The organism is Flavimaricola marinus (assembly GCF_900184895.1).
In the GTDB taxonomy this organism is placed as follows: Bacteria; Pseudomonadota; Alphaproteobacteria; order Rhodobacterales; family Rhodobacteraceae; genus Flavimaricola; species Flavimaricola marinus.
Window position 1 is genome coordinate 1,211,081 of the sequence record NZ_FXZK01000001.1, and the last position, 16,387, is coordinate 1,227,467.

Consider the following 16,387-nt stretch of genomic DNA (forward strand, 5'->3'; position numbering starts at 1 on the left):
TCGCAATGACGCCGCGCGGAACCAAATACTGGAACAGTGGCACGATTCCGTTGATCGGCCCGGAGATCCTCGGGGATATCATCTCCGAGATCTCGGATCTGGCGATGGTCATATCCGAGACCGGAACGATCCTGTCCGTGCTGGTCAATCCCTTGCAGGATTTTCGCCCCCATCTCGAAGACTGGGAAGGCAAGGACGTTCGCGAAACGCTGGCGCCGGAAAGCGTCGCCAAGCTCGACACCCGTCTGGCCGATTTTCTGGAGAACGGCCCGTCGCACCGCCCCATCGAGTTGAACCATGCCGAAGGCCCGAATGGCTGGGAATTCCCGATCCGCTATTCGCTCCATCGCATTGGGCCCGACGGGTCGATCCTGATGCTCGGCCGCGACTTGCGCCCGATTGCGGAGATGCAGCAGCAGCTCGTGAGAGCCCAGATCTCGCTTGAGCAGGACTTTGAAACGCAGCGCGAATCCGACGCCCGTTTCAGGATGATCATGGAACGCACAAACGAGGCGTTTGCCATCGTGTCGTTGCGGACCGGCCGCGTGACGGACTCAAACACCGTTGCAGCCAGCCTCTTGGGCATGGCGGGCGACGACTTGCAGGATGCGCCTTTCGCCCCGGAATTCGAACTGCGCAAGCGGGGCGACGTGATGGAGGCGTTGAGCGCACAGGCCATTGCCGACCGCCCAATGCCTGTTCAGGTCACGTCCCGCAAGTCCGGCACCCATCTGCGCATCATTCCCACGATGTTCCGCGCCTCTGGCGAGCGGCTCCTGATGTGCCGGATCGAGCCGGAGGAGGGTGGCTCGATCATTGCCGACAGCCTGTCATCCAACCTCGCCGCGCTTTATCAGCAGGGCCCTGATTCCATCGTCTTTACCGATGCCGCCGGCAAGATCCTGGCTGCCAACGAGAGCTTTCTCAACCTGATAGAGGCCGCTCATGATCTGAGCGTCAAGGGACGCACACTCGGCGATTACCTGATGCGCGGGTCCGTCGACCTGAAGGTGCTTACCGAGAACGCGGCCCGTTCGGGCAGGATGCGGGCCTATCCGACCAAGGTCGTCGGTGCGTTTGGCACTCCACGCACCGTCGAGATCGCGGTGACCTGTATTCAGGCGGGGGATTCGTCGGTCTTTGCCCATGTCATCCGCGACGCAAGCCGCACCGATCATCTGCGCCCGGTTCGCACCCCGGTCACGGACGACAACGTCCGGTCGGTCATGGAATTGGTCGGTAGCGCGTCCCTCAAGGACATTGTCGCCGAGACCACCAACGTCGTTGAGAAAATGTGCATCGAGACGGCTGTCGAGTTGACGATGAACAACCGCGTCGCCGCGGCGGAGATGCTCGGCCTGTCCCGGCAATCTCTCTACGTGAAACTGCGCAAATACGGACTGTTGGCGCGGGACGATCCAAGCTGATCGCCACAACCCACTGATACCAAACAAGCGACGAGGATCGGCGGGCAGGATTGCCGGTTGGCTTGGCCTGTCGTCGGCATATTGCTCCGCGATATGTCCAGTTTGGTTTACACTTGCAGACTCCGCATCTGTCACTCTAGACTGACAGCATGACAGTTGCATCCGCATTCCCGTCGGTGCCGCGCCGTTGGCCAGAGCCACGCGCCGCGCTGCGCCTGATCAAGCCGGTGACATGGTTTCCACCGATGTGGGCCTATCTCTGCGGCGCCGTCTCGTCCGGTGCGTCGCCGTCGGGCCAATGGGGGTTGGTGGTGCTCGGCGTCGTGCTTGCCGGGCCGGTTGTCTGCGGGATGAGCCAAGCGGCGAATGACTGGTGCGACCGCCACGTCGACGCCATCAACGAGCCTGATCGCCCGATCCCGTCGGGACGAATCCCCGGCCGTTGGGGCCTGTGGATCGCTCTGGCCATGACCGTCCTGTCGCTGATCATCGGTTGGCAACTCGGCCCGTGGGGCTTTGGCGCGACGATCCTCGGCGTTGCCGCCGCGTGGGCCTATTCCGCCGAGCCGATCCGGCTCAAGCGTTCTGGCTGGTGGGGCCCCGGAGTCTGCGGGCTGAGCTATGAGACCTTGCCGTGGCTGACCGGCGCTGCCGTGATGGCCGCCGGCGCACCACGGTTCGAGATCGTCGCGATCGCCGTTCTTTACGGGCTGGGCGCGCATGGCATCATGACGTTGAACGACTTCAAGGCGCTTGAGGGCGACCGCCAGACGGGCGTGAACTCCCTACCCGTGACCATGGGTCCGGAGCGCGCCGCGCGGTTGGCCTGCTGGGTGATGGCGGTGCCGCAGGTCGTCGTGATCGCCCTGCTCGTCCTGTGGGACAAGCCGCTCCATGCGGTTGCCATCGCGATCCTGCTCGGCGCTCAGGCCGCGGCGATGCGGGTGATGCTCCGTGATCCGAAGGGCAAGGCCCCTTGGTACAACGGCACGGGAATTCTGTTTTACATCAGCGGCATGATGATTTCGGCCTATGCCCTGCGCGGATTGGGAGTGATCTGATGAACACGCTATCCTGGAGCCAGATCGTGCGCCTTGGCCTCGTGCAGATGTGCCTCGGCGCGATTGTCGTGCTGACCACTTCGACGCTCAACCGCCTGATGGTGGTGGAGCTTTCGTTGCCTGCAGTTCTGCCCGGTGCGCTGGTCGGTCTGCACTATGGCATTCAGATCACGCGGCCGCATTGGGGCTTTGCCTCCGACATCGGCGGCGGCCGGACCCGGTTCATCATTGGCGGCATGGCCGTGCTGGGGGCGGGCGCGATGCTGGCCGCGATGGCGGTGCCGATGTTTGCCACGAGCTTTGGCCTTGGCCTCACCGTGTCGATCCTCGCCTATGCGATGATTGGGATGGGGGTCGGCGCCTCGGGCACGTCCTTGCTGGCGTTGCTCGCCACGGCGACCGCCGCCCGGCGACGTCCGGCAGCGGCGACGATCACTTGGCTGATGATGATCTTTGGCATCGCCATGACCGCAGGACTGGTCGGCGGGATGCTCGACCCCTATAGCCCGGCGCGGCTCTTGCAAGTCGTGGGCGCCGTATGCCTGATCGCCGTGTTGCTGACTGCGGTCGCGGTCTGGGGCATCGAGCGGTCGGTCCGTTCGGTGCGAGAGGCTGATCCGGCACCCTTTCGTGAGGGCCTGACCGAAGTGTGGCAAGAGCCTCGCGCCCGCAATTTCACGCTGTTCGTGTTCCTCTCGATGACCGCCTACTTCATGCAGGAACTGATCCTGGAGCCCTATGCGGGCCTCGTCTTCAGCTTTACCCCCGGCCAATCGACGCAACTGTCAGGGGCGCAAAACGGCGGCGTCTTTCTGGGTATGTTGACCGTGGGCATCGTGGCGACCGGATTTCGGATCGGCGCGCTGCGCAATTGGGTCGTCGTCGGCTGTCTTGGCTCGGCCGTGGCGCTGGCCGGCATCACGCTTGTCGGACCCTTGGGGCCGGGTGCGCCTTTGGTGCCGGTGGTTGTCGCTCTGGGCTTTTTCAACGGCATGTTCGCCGTCGCGGCGATCGGGTCGATGATGGCGCTGGCGGGCGAGGGCAAGGGCCACCGAGAAGGCACCCGAATGGGCCTGTGGGGCGCGGCGCAGGCCGTGGCCGCGGGCTTTGGCGGGCTGGTCGGTGCGGCGATGGTCGACCTGATGCGGACGACCCTGACCGACGTGCAAGCCTTTGGCACTGTGTTTCTTTTCGAGGCGGGATTGTTTGTCGCGGCGGCCCTGATGGCCGCGAAAGTCATGGATCGGCGGGTCGCTCCGTCGACATTGGTTCCGGGAGAGTGAACATGGAATATGACGTCGTCGTCGTGGGCGGAGGACCGTCCGGCGCAACCGCCGCCGAGGATCTGGCCCGCTCTGGATTGACCGTGGCGCTGCTGGACCGGGCCGGCAGGATCAAGCCCTGTGGGGGTGCCGTGCCGCCCCGGATGATCGCGGATTTCCACATTCCCGACAGTCAGATCGTGGCCAAGATCCAGACCGCCCGGATGATCTCTCCCACCGGGCGGCATGTCGATATTCCGATTGAGAATGGTTTCGTCGGCATGGTCGACCGCGAGCATTTCGACGAATTTCTGCGCACCCGCGCGCAAGAGGCGGGTGCGGATCGCTATGCCGGGACCTATACCCGGATCGACCGCAGCGGCGACAGGCCCGAGGTCGTATATCGCGACAAGGCCAGCGGCACGGAAACGCGCCTGGCAACGAAGATGATCATCGGCGCAGACGGTGCCCGATCGAACGTGGCGCGGGACGAAGTGCCCGGCGGAGACAAAATCCCCTATGTCATTGCTTACCACGAAATCATTGAGGCTCCGTTAAGGACGGAAAATTATGATCCAGTGCGCTGCGACGTGATCTATGACGGCGCGATTTCGCCCGACTTTTATGGCTGGATTTTCCCTCATGGGGGGCAGGCCAGCGTCGGCATGGGGTCGATGGTTAAGTCGGTCGACCTCAAGGTCGCCACCGCCGCCCTGCGCGAAACGGCCGGGCTGACTGACTGCAAGACGATCCGCCGCGAGGGCGCGCCGATCCCGCTCAAGCCATTGGATCGGTGGGATAATGGCCGCGACGTCGTGCTGGCCGGGGATGCCGCCGGTGTGGTTGCGCCGTCGTCCGGTGAGGGGATATACTATGCCATGGTCGGTGGTCGCGTGGCGGCGACGGCGGTGGCGGCCAAGCTCAAGACCGGTCGGATCAAGGACCTGCAACTGGCGCGCAAGCTGTTTTTGCGCGAACATGGTCAGGTCTTTCGGGTGTTGGGCGCAATGCAGAATGCATACTATCGCAGCGACGAAAGGCGCGAGCGGTTCGTGTCGCTCTGCCACGATATTGATGTGCAAAAACTGACGTTTGAGGCCTATATGAACAAGAAGCTGGTAAAGGCCAGACCCCTTGCCCACCTCAAGATCGGGGCCAAGAACCTTGCCCATTTGAGCGGCCTCGTGTCGCCTTTGCGGACCTGAGCCTGTGCCGGTGATGATCCCCGCCTGGGTCGACGGCGCCCTGACTCCGGTGGAGAAGTTGGAGGTGCATCAGCGCGGCCTGCGTCACAAGGCCGTCAGCGTCTTTGTTCTGAGCGAAGGCCGCGTGCTGATCCAGCGCCGGGCCTTGGGCAAATACCACACGCCCGGCCTGTGGGCGAACACCTGCTGCACCCATCCCGACTGGTCCGAAGACCCGGCCGACTGCGCCGTCCGCCGCCTGGACGAAGAGCTTGGGATCAAAGGGATTTATCCCACTTTCCGCGACCGTGTCGAATACCGTGCGGAGGTGGGAAATGGCCTGATCGAGCACGAGCTGGTCGACATATTCGTGGCGATGGCGCCGGCCGATTTGCGCGTTGCCCCGAACCCTGACGAGGTCATGGCGACCCGCTGGGTCGACCTTTATGATCTAGCTGCGGAAGTGGCCCGGCGGCCCTCCGAGTTCACCCCTTGGATGCGCATTTACATGGCCGAGCACAAGGACGCGATCTTTGGGACGCTGGCCCGCGCCTGAGCCCGAATCAAAGAGTTAATCCACCGAAATTGCCTGCGGTCTGCCGTCGGTGTGACGTCGGTATCCCGTCGGTGCCATTACCGACATTTCGAGTGTTATAGCTGCGACCGTTGCATGAGACGCAAGCCGGGCGATCGACTGCTCGCGGGGTGGCGATCCGCCCACGGTGTTGGGCGATTTATGGTCGGGTTGCCAGAGCTGGGATCGAGCCGTGCGCTGCGGGTGACGGATCGCCAGCCCGTCGGGGCGGGCAGTCGATGGTCCGGCGGCCTTCGGCCTTTGCTCCGGACCAATCACACGAGCCGGGCGATGGTCTGCCTTGGCAGAGGCGATCCGGCGGTAGTGTTGGGCGGATTATTGTCGGTTTGCTGGTGCCGGGATCGAGCCGTGTGCTGCGAGCGCCAGATCGCCGGGGCGGGCCGCCGATGCCCGGCGCCTTCGGCTCGATCCCGGACCTGACGCCGCCCTAGACCGACGCGCCGATTCGGTTTGCTTTGATCCCCGCCGCTTCCATCGCCGTTGCCGCGATGTCGACCGCCGTCAGCCCGGCTTCGGCATACATCGCGTCGGGCGCGGCGTGGTCGATGAACCGGTCGGGCAGCGTCATGGTCCGCATCTGGCAGGAGCCGCCCAGCAGCCCTTCGTTGGCCGCCATGTGCAGCACCATCGCGCCAAAGCCGCCTTGCGCCCCTTGCTCGACGGTGATCACCGCCTTGTGGTGCCGCATGAGTTGCCGGATCAGCGGCTTGTCCAGAGGCTTGGCAAAGCGGGCATCGACGATGGTGGTGCCGACCCGGTGCTCGCGCAGCAGTTTCGCCGCCTTGCGGCATTCCCCCAGATGCGCCCCGAAGGAGAGCAGCGCCACGTCCGAGCCTTCGGCGACCACCCTGCCCTTGCCGATTTCGAGGACCGCGCCGCGATCCGGCATCGCCAATCCTTCGCCTTCGCCGCGTGGGTAGCGGAAGGCGATCGGGCCGTCGTCATAGGCGGCGGCGGTGCGCACCATGTGCATCAGTTCGACCTCGTCGCCGGCGGCCATGACGACCATGTTCGGCAGGGCGGCCAGATAGCCGATGTCGAAGGCCCCTGCGTGGGTCGGCCCGTCGGCCCCGACCAGCCCGGCCCGGTCAATCGCGAACCGCACCGGCAGGTTTTGCAGCGCGACGTCGTGAACGATCTGGTCGTAGCCCCGTTGCAGAAACGTCGAGTAGATCGCGGCGAAGGGTTTGAGCCCGCTGCCCGCCATGGCGGCGGCAAAGGTCACGGCGTGCTGCTCTGCGATACCGACGTCGAAGACGCGGCTGGCGAACCGCTTGCCCATGATGTCGACCCCGGTCCCGGAGGGCATCGCGGCGGTGACCGCGACGATGGACGGATCGAGTGCGGCCTCTTGCGTCAACGCCTGGCCGAAGACCTTTGTGTAGCTCGGTGCGTTGGGAATGGATTTCGCCTGAGCCCCGGTGCCGACGTTGAACTTGCCGACGCCATGGTATTTGTCGGCGGAGGTTTCGGCGGGGGCGTAGCCTTTGCCCTTGACCGTGCAGACGTGGATCAGCACCGGCCCGGTGGCGCGGGTGCGTGCCGCCCGGAGCACCGGCAGAAGCTGCGACATGTCGTGCCCGTCGATCGGCCCGATGTAGGAAAACCCGAGCTGCTCGAACAGCGTCCCCTGCCCGCCCGGAAGCCCGGTGACCAGTTGCCGCGCCCGCCGCGCGTGTTCGCGCAGGGGTCCGGGCAGAGCGGCCTCGAATCCTTCGGCCATCTTTTGCATGTCGCCCATCGGCGAGGCGTAGAGGCCGGAAAGGTATTTCGACATCGCCCCCACGGGCGGCGCGATGGACATTTCGTTGTCGTTGAGGATGACGAACATCCGGCGGCCCTCGTGGCCCGCGTTGTTCATCGCCTCGTAGGCCATGCCCGCGGAGATCGAGCCGTCGCCGATCACCGCGATGGAATCGCCCGTCGGCTGCCCCATGTCACGCGCCACGGCAAAGCCGAGGGCGGCGCTGATCGAGGTGGAGCTATGCGCGGCACCGAACGGGTCGTAGGCGCTCTCGGATCGCTTGGTGAAGCCGGACAGCCCGCCCTCTTGCCGCAGAGTGCGGATCCGGTCGCGCCGCCCGGTGAGCACCTTGTGCGGGTAGCATTGGTGGCCGACGTCCCAGACGAGCTTGTCGCGGGGCGTGTCGAACACGGCGTGCAGCGCGACGGCCAGCTCCACCACGCCAAGCGAGGAGCCGAGGTGCCCGCCGGTTTCGGACACGGCCGAGACGACTTCGGCACGCAGCTCATCGGCCACCAGCGTCAGATCGCTGTCGGACATCCGCCGCAGATCGGCGGGGCCTGCGACGCGGTCCAGCGTCGGTGTCGCGGGCCTGTCGTTGAGCCCGTCATCGGGCCTGTCTGCGGGGCGATCTGCGGGGCCATGTGTCATCTGCGTATCCTTTTCGGCCAAAAGGCCCTAAGACGGAAATGGCGCCACACCGGTATTGAGCCGCTGCGACGCCATTCTCCTGTAGCCAACAGGAAGGGAACTGGAGCTTTCGCGTGCGACGACAGCCCCAAGTATCGGACCATTCCGGGAGGGAGGGCCCGATCGGCATGGAACCGGCGGCATGCGTCGCTGCGGCCGGTTCCGATCTGCGTCAGACCACGTCGGTCTGAGTGAGGGCCGGCACCTCGAGCGCCGACCACGGTGTCGGATCCGGTGCCTCGCGCGCCCGGTCGGGCAGCGCCCCACCGATGGCCGCGATCACCGCGATGATCAGCCAGATCGCCAGAACGAAGACCATCGCGTAGCCTGCGCCCTTGAGCATCAGGAAGGTGACTTCGGCGCTGAGCTTGCTCTTGGCAGAGAGCCCGAGGGGCGAGTTATCGTCGCTCATGCTGTTTCTCCTCTCAGTTCAGGGGGGCATAGCCGTGGGTTTGCGCCCAGACATACCAGTTGTCGACGACCGTGCCGGAAAGCAGGATCCCGATGCCGCCTGTCAGCGGTGTGAGGACTGCAAACCACCACGCCCAGCGGTGGATACCTTCCATCGTGGCGTTGAAGCCCATGGTCCAGCGCCAGAACAAGGCCGCCCGTTCCGAGGCCGTGCCCCGATCCACGATCTGTTCGATCTCGCGTTCGCCGCCGAAACGGCTGACCGCTAGAATGGTCGCTCCATGCATCGCGAACAGGAGTGCCGAGCCGTAGAGGAAGGCGATCGAGAGCGCGTGGAACGGGTTGTAGAACAGGTTGCCGTGGGTGATGGAGAACAGGTTCGTCCAGTCGAGGTGCGGGAAGATCCCGTAGGGCACCGCTTCGGACCAGCTGCCCAGCATGATCGGCCGGATCAGCCCTAGCACGAGGATCAGCCACAGCAGCGCCGCGAAGGCCCATGCCACGTGATGCCCCATCCCGAGCGCCGTCGCCCGGTTGTATGTCCGCACCCACCAGGTGCCGCACCCAACCAGAAAGAAGAACGACGCGATCAGCCACCAGCCGCCGTCATTGAGCGGCGCGAAGCCCAGCCCGTATTCCGGCCCCGGCGGCTCCAGAGCCAACCAGAACAGATCCCGAAAGAAAATCCCCGGCGAGTAATCGACCTGCGCCCAGAAATTCATCCCGATGATGAAGAACCAGGCCGCAAAGCAGACCACCGAGACGAGTCCGTAGGCCCCGAGGTGAACCGGCCCGATCTGGGCGTTTCCAAGTAGACCGGCGAGGGTGGAAAAGCGGGTGCCTTTCGTCCTGTTGCCGTCGGTCTCTGCGTTGGCGGACATGCCCATTTCGGGCGGTCCCTGAACCTGCACTTGCGTGAAGATATTCTGATATTCAGCCATTTTTCATATCCTCCTTACAGGTTCACCCACCAGGGCAGCTCGTAGTACCAATCCCACCAGATGATCCATTCGTCGAACCAGATGGTCCCCGAGATCACGATGCAGATCGCCGACCACAGCCCCGCGTTCAGCGCCAGGAACAGCCCGACCCGGTGAATGCCGAGAGGTCCGACCGAATAGCCGATCAGATCGCGGAAATAGGTGTCTTCGTGATCCGGCGAGCGGATTTCGTCGCCCTTCTTGGACGGGTTGACCGCCGACAGCACCAGTGACCCGTGCAGCGCGAGTGCGACCGCCGTCACCCAGAAAAAGCTGATCGCGACCATATGTGCCGGGTTGTAGTGGAAGTTGCCGTAGGCGTAGCCCACGTTGTTCACCCAATCGAGGTGGCTGAAGATGCCATAGGGAAATCCGTATCCCCATGCCCCCATCAGCACCGGTCGGATCACGACCAGAGTCACGTAGGCAAGGATCGCGATGCTGAAGGCGAACGGCACGTGATAGCCGATCCCCAGCTTGCGGCAGATCTCGACCTCTCGCATCATCCAGCTGACGAAGGCCCCGATCGCGCAGATCGTGATGATCTGCCACAACCCGCCTTCGAGAAGCGGCGCGGCCCCCAGCCCGACCTCGAGCGACGGCGGATCAATCGAGATCAGCCAAGGGTTCCATGTGGGGCCTTGGCTGGCCCCGTAAAATATCAAGATCGTCCCTAGTGCGGCGAAAAAGAACGCCGTGACTCCGAAGAAGCCCACGTAAAAAGGCCCCACCCAGAAGTCGAACAGATCCCCGCCAACCAGCGTCCCGCCACGGACCCGGTATTTTCTTTCGAAGCTGAGCTGAGCCATCTTCCGTCTCCATCTATGGATGACGCCGTGGTCCTCTGGCCGAGGCTGGTGTCATTCCGCGTGCATTGTGTCGGGTTTGCTACGGGCGGACGGCAATGGCCCGCCCGCAGCTGTTTTCAAAGGCCGGGATCGACCTGGTTACATGTCGCCGCCGAAGGCGAGCGTGAACCAGTTGGTTTCCGGATTGCTGAGCAGGACGAGGTGAATCATCGCCGCGAGCAAGAACAGAAACACGCCCTGTGCCACGAACACGCGGCGCGGGTCGAAGATGAGCCAGATCTTGTAGAACTGTGCCATTTGGATGTTCCTTCCTTACCAGCTGAACCAGGGCAGTTTGATGTACGTCAGGATATGAGCCACGACGGCGACGATCGTGAAGATCGTGAACCCGCTCATATACACCGAGTGCAGTTCCTGCGCCTGCTCGTCAGTGAGACCTGTGAAGGACAGGTCGGTTTTATCAGCCATGTTTTTCTCCAGAAAAATTGCACTGATGCCGCAGGTCCCCTGCGGCCGGGTCACGACAGAGGCTCATCCTCTGCCCTTGGTCCGTCAGCCCCCCGAAAGGGTCTGCCGAATGGGTGTGCCCTGGCGAATGCCTAGGCCGAAAAGATATGCGGCGTGATGATCCGGGCCTGTGTCCACGCGCGGGCGACCGGCCCCTTTTCGGGCAGAGTCAGCTGACGCAGCGCCGAGAGCGCCCATGTCAGCGTGGCCAGTGGCAGGGCCGCTAGAAAAATGATCCCGAAATAGGCGTAATATTCGCGCTTGGGCGGTGCGTGCCGCTCGCGCACCATCGGCGTATCCGTGGTGAAATCGCTCATGTCTTATCCTCCCGTTTTCGGTTGAAGTGTTTGCACCGTTTCCAGCACCACCCGTTCGGCCCCGGCATCTAGCGCGGCCCGTTCGGCCGCGTCGCGCAGGCTCTTGGCCGCGGAAATCCGCGTCAGGATCGGGTGTGTGGCAACGATCTCGTCGAGCTTGGCCTGTGCATCCGCGTCCCACGGGAAATCCCGGCGGAGCGGCGTCAGCGTGGCGTCGGTCTGATCCATCTCCGTACCCAGCGGCAGGATGTGGAAGAGCGCATCAAAGAGGCCGTTGCAGACCTCCTGAATGAGGTAGGTCGCCCCGGCATAGCCCATGAACGGGGTGCCTGTGGCCCTGCGGATGGCAGCCCCCGGGAACGACGCCGGAATGAAGGCAGGCTGCGGTCCGTGCCCGCCCTTCATCTCGGCCATGTACATTTTCTCGTTGATCGAGCCCATCACGATGAGCGGTCGCTTGCTGTGCAGCATCGCGCGCACGTCGTCGTTGTTGGTCTTTTTCCCGCGGGTCCGGCTGACCGCAAAGGCGCAGGGAAAGCCCAGATCGTCCTCGAGGTATTTTCGGATGCCACGGGTATAGGTCTCGGTGCCGACCACGGCGAATTCGCAGGTGGCATAGAAATCCTGCGTGACCGAGCGCCACAGATCCCAGACCGGCTTGATCGTGGAATGCTTTTCGCGCTCGATGAACGGCTCGGGGTCGAGGCCGGTCAGCTCGCCCAGCTTGCGCAGGAAACGGGTGGTGGAATCGATTCCGAAGGGGGCTTGCAGATAGGGCTTGCGCAGCACCTCGCACAGGCCGCGGCCAAATTCGCGATACATGCAGATGTTCACATCGGCATTCACCAGATTGCGCATCTCGGCCAGATGCGCGCCCAGCGGCATCACCATGTTGACCTCGGCCCCGATGCCTTCGACGAGGCGGCGGATCTCGGCCAGATCGGAGGGCATGTTGAAGGTGCCATACATCGGCCCAAGGATATTGACGCGGGGGGCCGCGCCCTCTTCGCGCTTTTTCTCCGGCGGCATCCGGCCCTTGGTCATGCCGAATTCGGTAAAGATCCAGGTCATTGCGCGGTCGGCGCTTTCCCATTGATCCTCGTCGATCGTGCGCGGCAGAAAGCGCTGGATGTTGGTGCCCTGCGGGGTCACGCCGCCGCCAATCATCTCGGCGATAGAGCCTGTGACCACGACGGCCGGCAACGCCGGATCGAGCACCCCCCAGGCGCGCTTCATCGCGGCCTCGGTGCCCTCGCCCATCTCGGTTTCGCCCAATCCCGTCACCACGATCGGCAACTCATGGGGCGGCAATCCGTCGGTGTAGTGCAACACCGAGGTCACCGGCAGGTTCTCGCAACCCACCGGGCCGTCGATCACCACCTGCAGACCTTTGACGGCGCAAAACGCGTAGACAGCGCCCCAATATCCGCCCGCGCGGTCATGATCAGTAACTAGCATGATGCACCCCGCGCCGATTTCTTTGGGTCAGAAATATCCCGGGGTCCGGGGCGGAGCCCCGAAAAGGGGTGGGGGGGTGGGCCCCCCAGCGCATTTGCCATCGGCGTACGGCCGCAATTGGCCTTACCAATCGCTTTCCCGCACCACGCGGAATTTATGTTTAAATTCCGCGTCATATCATCTGCTCCGCCGCCGCCGCACGGGCCTGCTTGTCGAGCTTTTTCTGATGCTGGGCGCGGAAATCGGGGCGCAGGTTGGGGCTACCTTCCCAGACGCCGGCGGTATCGCCCGCACCGACGCCTTCGAAGAAGGCTTTCATCCGGTCCATCCGGTCTTTGCCCGCGATGGCTGCATTGACCACCTGGCCGAGGCTGCCTGCACCGGCTGGCCCCATCAGGGGCCGCGCCGAGATCAGGTTGGTGAAGTAGAGCGCCGGGATCGCCAGTTCCTTGGCCTTTTGCACGACGGGGGTCGTTCCGATGGCCAGATCGGGTTTGATCGCTTCCATCGCCGACAGATCGTCTTCCAGCGAGGCGCGGTATTTCACCGTCACGCCCTTGGCGCGAAGCCACTCCGCATCCGCAGCGGACCAAGGCGTTTTCGGGCAGGCGGTGCCGACATAGGGCACATTCGCCCCGCTTTCGATCAGCAGCCGCGCCACCAGAAGCTCGGAGCCTTCGTAGCCCGACAGCGTGATCGTTCCGTTGATCGGTGCGCCTCCGAGCGCCCCTTTGATCGCGGGCAGAAAAGCGTTTTGCGCGGCGGCGATTTGGGCGGCGGGAACGTTGAACGCCTCGCCGATGCCGGCCAGCCAAGCGGCGGTGCCGTCGTGACCGACGGGGGCGCTGCCCACCACCGGCCGCCCTGCCGCCTGAAATTCGCGGATCGCGGCGGTGTAGAACGGATGGATCGCGGCCACGGCGCCGCAATCGAGCGCGGCATAAAGCTCGCGCCATTCGCGGGTCGGCACGACCGGCCCGGCGGCGAGCCCCATCGGGGCCAGCATCGCGCCGATCATCATCGGGTCCGCCGGGAACATCTCGCCCAGAAGCGCCACGGTCGGCCGGTCGGATTTGCCGCCGACCGGGGCTTGGACCGGGCCTGCCTTGATCTCTTCGCGGGCGTAGTTGAGCATCGCGCCGGCGAGCACATCCTTGGCCTCGGCATGGGTCGGAATGCCGAAACCCGGCACGTCGATGCCGACGATCCGCACGCCGTTGATCTCGCGCGGCAGCAGCCGCAGCGGCACGCCGGAGGCCGTCGGCACGCAGAGGTTGGTCATGACGATGGCGTCATACCGATCCGGGTCCGCCAGATCGTGGACGCTTTCGCGGATGTCCTCGAACAGCTTGCCGGTGACCAGCGTTTCGGAGTTGAACGGCACGTAGCCAACCGACCGCCGCGCACCGTAGAAATGCGACACGAAGGTGAGCCCGTAGACGCAGCAGGCCGAGCCGGAGAGGACCGTCGCCACCCGCTTCATCCGAAGGCCGACCCGTAGCGACCCGAAGGCCGGACACATGGACTGTGGCTGGTCGTGTGGGCCCACCGGGTAGTCGGTGGCGTAGCGGTCGAGGATTTCGGACTGGCCTGCGGCGCGGGCCGCCTTTGCCATTTCGTCCTTGGAGTTGCAGCCGCCGGTTGGGGGCTCTGCCCCCGACGCTGACGCGTCTCCCCCGGGATATTTCTGACCCAAAGAAGGTGAGGCCGATGTATCCCGCGACGTCGGTTCCGACGCCGGCGTTACGACGACATTGCCGTCGGCGTCTTTGCTGACTTCATATCCCTGCGCACCGTCATGCATGGCGCGGCTCCGACTTTTGGATGTCGCGCAGCAGTTTGGCGATCTGCTCGGGCCGAGCGTTCGCCAGCATTTGCAGGACGGACTCGGGGATTTGCCGATCAGGCGTCATCGTAGATCACCTCTAGGCTTTCCTGAATCGCGCCGTATTTGCCCCGCATGTCGGTGGCGGTGGCAGGCACAAGTTCGTAGTCGCCGCCCGTGTCTTTGCTGTCGAAAAGGCCCAGGAGACCGTCCTGGTCGAGCGGCGTCGGCCGCACCGGCGGTGCGATGCCGACCGCCTCTGCCAACCCCGCGAACATCGGCCCCCACTTGCTCTCGTTGGTGCCGACGATTTGGTAGTTCGCCGATTTCTTGCGCAGGTCGTCGTCTTGCGGGATGGCCGCAAGCACCGGGATGTCGACCGCTTTGGCAAAGGCCTGCGCCTCGCCTGTGCCGTCGTCCTTGTTGATCACGAGACCCGCGACCCCGACATTGCCGCCGAGTTTGCGGAAGTATTCCACCGCCGAGCAGACGTTGTTTGCCACGTAGAGCGATTGCAGATCGTTCGAGCCGACGAGGATCACCTTTTGCGCCATGTCCCGCGCGATCGGCAGCCCGAAGCCGCCGCAGACCACGTCGCCCAGAAAATCGAGCAGCACGTAGTCGAAATCCCAATCGTGGAACCCGAGCTTTTCCAAGAGCTCGAACCCGTGGATGATCCCGCGTCCGCCGCAGCCGCGTCCGACCTCTGGCCCGCCAAGCTCCATCGCGAAGACGCCGCCTCGCTTGAAGCAGACATCGCCGATGGCGACTTCTTCGCCCGCCAGCTTTTTCTTGGACGAGGTCTCGATGATCGTGGGACACGCCTTGCCACCGAACAGCAGCGAAGTGGTGTCGGATTTCGGATCGCAGCCGATCAGCAGGACCCGTTTGCCCATCTCGGCCATCATGTGGCTGAGGTTGGCCAGCGTGAAGCTTTTGCCGATCCCTCCCTTGCCATAGATCGCGATGATCTGGGTGTGCTTGGTCGGCTCGCCCTGCGGCACTTCGAGAGAGGGCTCTTGGCTGGCCTCGTCGCGCAGGCGCTTGTCGAAATCCTTCAGATTCGGCACTTCGTCTTTCATGCGACGTTCTCCCAGTCGAGTATCATTTTCAGGCAGGCGGGGTCGGTAAAGGCCTGCTCATAGGCCGATGCCGCATCCGTTGCCGGACGTGTGTGCGTGATCAGATCGTCGAGCCGGAGCGTCCCGCTTTCGACGAGCGCGCGTGTGGCGATCATGTCGTCGGCGGCCCATTCGGCGGCGATCCGGAACCGCGCCTCTTTCATGAAGGCGGGCGGAAAGGCGAATTGCAGCGGCTGGGTGTAGAACCCGGCGAGGACGACTTCGCCGCCCTTGGCGATGCGCCCGACCAGATCGTTGAGCAGGTCGGCCTGCCCGGAGGCGTCGTAAATCGCGGTGTAGTCGCGGCGCGGATCGGCATCGGGGTGGATCACCTCGTAGCCTGAAGCACCCGTGGTTCGGCTTGGATCGATTTCCCAGACGGTGGGCGGTGGGGCCCCTGCGGCGACCGTCAGCCGCGCGAGAAGCCGTCCGAGCACGCCGTGACCGACGATCAGATCGGGAACGGTCTTGCCCGGCCCGGCCATCGCGTGCCGCGCCGTGGCGGCCAGCGCCAGGAGCGCCCCGTCGGCCTGAAGCGCGCCGTCGATCCGCGTGACTCGGCTCGCCTTCGTGACCAGCCGACGTGCGGCCCCGCCAAACAGCCCATGCGCCCCGAGATAGCAGGAGGCCCCGGGCACGAAGACCCGCGTACCGACCCGAAATCCGGTATCGGCGCCGGCCTCGACGACTTCGCCCGCGGCCTCGTAGCCAGGGACGAGCGGATAGCCCATGCCGGGGAACGGCGGCATCTCGCCCGACCAGAACAGCTTTTCCGTTCCGGTCGAGATGCCGGAATGCGTGATCTGCACAACGAGGTCGTCCGGCTCCGGCGCCACCAACGGCACGGAGTCGAGCGACAACGCGCCGGGTGCGCTTAGGATGACGGCCTTGGTGTCCATCGATCTCTCCCCTTGCTGCCATTTTCGTCGACACCGATTCCATCGAACCGGGTGACATGGCGTGCTGTAAGTTTAACCTTACATATCAATCTGTCAA

The 16,387-nt window shown here is 64.3% G+C and carries 16 protein-coding genes; 5 read left to right on the top strand and 11 right to left on the bottom strand.

From position 1 onward, the window contains the following. Window positions 1–5 precede the first annotated feature (5 nt). The 5 genes from ppsR to idi all read left to right on the top strand — a co-directional run bounded on the left by ppsR (window position 6) and on the right by idi (window position 5,490). Window positions 6–1,427, top strand: a complete 1,422-nt coding sequence (ppsR, locus tag LOM8899_RS05870) for a transcriptional regulator PpsR (RefSeq protein ID WP_093991154.1) — start codon at window positions 6–8, stop codon at window positions 1,425–1,427. Between the two features lie 149 nt (window positions 1,428–1,576). After that, entirely contained in the window at window positions 1,577–2,488 is a 912-nt protein-coding gene (gene chlG, locus LOM8899_RS05875) for a chlorophyll synthase ChlG (protein ID WP_093991155.1), read from the top strand. Next, window positions 2,488–3,771, top strand: coding sequence for a BCD family MFS transporter (locus LOM8899_RS05880; protein WP_093991156.1), 1,284 nt, complete (start codon window positions 2,488–2,490; stop codon window positions 3,769–3,771). The genes chlG and LOM8899_RS05880 overlap by 1 nt, the downstream gene beginning before the upstream one ends. A 2-nt stretch (window positions 3,772–3,773) precedes the next feature. Continuing rightward, window positions 3,774–4,955, top strand: coding sequence for a geranylgeranyl diphosphate reductase (locus LOM8899_RS05885; RefSeq protein WP_093991157.1), 1,182 nt, complete (start codon window positions 3,774–3,776; stop codon window positions 4,953–4,955). Between the two features lie 4 nt (window positions 4,956–4,959). Beyond that, window positions 4,960–5,490: an isopentenyl-diphosphate Delta-isomerase gene (gene idi, locus LOM8899_RS05890; protein WP_211096161.1), complete on the top strand. Its 531-nt coding sequence runs from the start codon at window positions 4,960–4,962 to the stop codon at window positions 5,488–5,490. 466 nt (window positions 5,491–5,956) lie between these two features. On the opposite strand, the gene dxs is transcribed toward idi, so the two are convergent. The 11 genes from dxs to bchC form a co-directional block, all read right to left on the bottom strand. Continuing rightward, on the bottom strand, window positions 5,957–7,924 hold the full coding sequence (gene dxs, locus LOM8899_RS05895; RefSeq protein WP_093991452.1) for a 1-deoxy-D-xylulose-5-phosphate synthase: 1,968 nt from the start codon (window positions 7,922–7,924) through the stop codon (window positions 5,957–5,959). Window positions 7,925–8,135: 211 nt separating this feature from the next. Further along, the gene (gene pufX / locus LOM8899_RS05900) at window positions 8,136–8,375 is read right to left on the bottom strand and encodes an RC-LH1 core complex protein PufX (RefSeq protein ID WP_093991158.1); all 240 of its coding nucleotides are present in this window, start codon (window positions 8,373–8,375) and stop codon (window positions 8,136–8,138) included. 13 nt (window positions 8,376–8,388) lie between these two features. Beyond that, window positions 8,389–9,315, bottom strand: a complete 927-nt coding sequence (gene pufM / locus LOM8899_RS05905; protein WP_093991159.1) for a photosynthetic reaction center subunit M — start codon at window positions 9,313–9,315, stop codon at window positions 8,389–8,391. 14 nt (window positions 9,316–9,329) lie between these two features. After that, window positions 9,330–10,163: a photosynthetic reaction center subunit L gene (pufL, locus tag LOM8899_RS05910; RefSeq protein ID WP_093991160.1), complete on the bottom strand. Its 834-nt coding sequence runs from the start codon at window positions 10,161–10,163 to the stop codon at window positions 9,330–9,332. Between the two features lie 138 nt (window positions 10,164–10,301). Beyond that, entirely contained in the window at window positions 10,302–10,460 is a 159-nt protein-coding gene (gene pufA, locus LOM8899_RS05915; RefSeq protein ID WP_093991161.1) for a light-harvesting antenna LH1, alpha subunit, read from the bottom strand. A 15-nt stretch (window positions 10,461–10,475) separates the two neighbouring features. Then, entirely contained in the window at window positions 10,476–10,631 is a 156-nt protein-coding gene (gene pufB, locus LOM8899_RS05920; RefSeq protein WP_093991162.1) for a light-harvesting antenna LH1, beta subunit, read from the bottom strand. A 131-nt stretch (window positions 10,632–10,762) separates the two neighbouring features. Then, complete coding sequence (gene pufQ, locus LOM8899_RS05925) at window positions 10,763–10,987, bottom strand: cytochrome PufQ (protein ID WP_093991163.1); 225 nt, start codon at window positions 10,985–10,987, stop codon at window positions 10,763–10,765. Between the two features lie 3 nt (window positions 10,988–10,990). Next, entirely contained in the window at window positions 10,991–12,445 is a 1,455-nt protein-coding gene (gene bchZ, locus LOM8899_RS05930; RefSeq protein ID WP_093991164.1) for a chlorophyllide a reductase subunit Z, read from the bottom strand. 172 nt (window positions 12,446–12,617) lie between these two features. Next, window positions 12,618–14,060 (bottom strand): chlorophyllide a reductase subunit Y, encoded by a 1,443-nt coding sequence (bchY, locus tag LOM8899_RS05935; RefSeq protein WP_370739288.1) that lies wholly within the window; start codon window positions 14,058–14,060, stop codon window positions 12,618–12,620. 287 nt (window positions 14,061–14,347) lie between these two features. Beyond that, on the bottom strand, window positions 14,348–15,352 hold the full coding sequence (locus LOM8899_RS05940) for a chlorophyllide a reductase iron protein subunit X (protein ID WP_093991166.1): 1,005 nt from the start codon (window positions 15,350–15,352) through the stop codon (window positions 14,348–14,350). After that, window positions 15,349–16,290, bottom strand: coding sequence for a chlorophyll synthesis pathway protein BchC (gene bchC, locus LOM8899_RS05945; protein WP_093991167.1), 942 nt, complete (start codon window positions 16,288–16,290; stop codon window positions 15,349–15,351). Before bchC ends, LOM8899_RS05940 begins: the two co-directional genes overlap by 4 nt. Between the last annotated feature and the right edge of the window lie 97 nt (window positions 16,291–16,387).

Coding starts and splice junctions, on each gene's coding strand:
- pufX (WP_093991158.1), bottom strand. CDS start 8,375: ATGAGCGACGATAACTCGCCCCTCGGGCTCTCTGCCAAGAGCAAGCTC.
- ppsR (WP_093991154.1), top strand. CDS start 6: ATGACGCCGCGCGGAACCAAATACTGGAACAGTGGCACGATTCCGTTG.
- pufM (WP_093991159.1), bottom strand. CDS start 9,315: ATGGCTGAATATCAGAATATCTTCACGCAAGTGCAGGTTCAGGGACCG.
- bchC (WP_093991167.1), bottom strand. CDS start 16,290: ATGGACACCAAGGCCGTCATCCTAAGCGCACCCGGCGCGTTGTCGCTC.
- LOM8899_RS05940 (WP_093991166.1), bottom strand. CDS start 15,352: ATGAAAGACGAAGTGCCGAATCTGAAGGATTTCGACAAGCGCCTGCGC.
- LOM8899_RS05880 (WP_093991156.1), top strand. CDS start 2,488: ATGAACACGCTATCCTGGAGCCAGATCGTGCGCCTTGGCCTCGTGCAG.
- bchY (WP_370739288.1), bottom strand. CDS start 14,060: ATGGCAAAGGCGGCCCGCGCCGCAGGCCAGTCCGAAATCCTCGACCGC.
- bchZ (WP_093991164.1), bottom strand. CDS start 12,445: ATGCTAGTTACTGATCATGACCGCGCGGGCGGATATTGGGGCGCTGTC.
- pufQ (WP_093991163.1), bottom strand. CDS start 10,987: ATGAGCGATTTCACCACGGATACGCCGATGGTGCGCGAGCGGCACGCA.
- LOM8899_RS05885 (WP_093991157.1), top strand. CDS start 3,774: ATGGAATATGACGTCGTCGTCGTGGGCGGAGGACCGTCCGGCGCAACC.
- pufA (WP_093991161.1), bottom strand. CDS start 10,460: ATGGCACAGTTCTACAAGATCTGGCTCATCTTCGACCCGCGCCGCGTG.
- pufL (WP_093991160.1), bottom strand. CDS start 10,163: ATGGCTCAGCTCAGCTTCGAAAGAAAATACCGGGTCCGTGGCGGGACG.
- dxs (WP_093991452.1), bottom strand. CDS start 7,924: ATGACACATGGCCCCGCAGATCGCCCCGCAGACAGGCCCGATGACGGG.
- pufB (WP_093991162.1), bottom strand. CDS start 10,631: ATGGCTGATAAAACCGACCTGTCCTTCACAGGTCTCACTGACGAGCAG.
- chlG (WP_093991155.1), top strand. CDS start 1,577: ATGACAGTTGCATCCGCATTCCCGTCGGTGCCGCGCCGTTGGCCAGAG.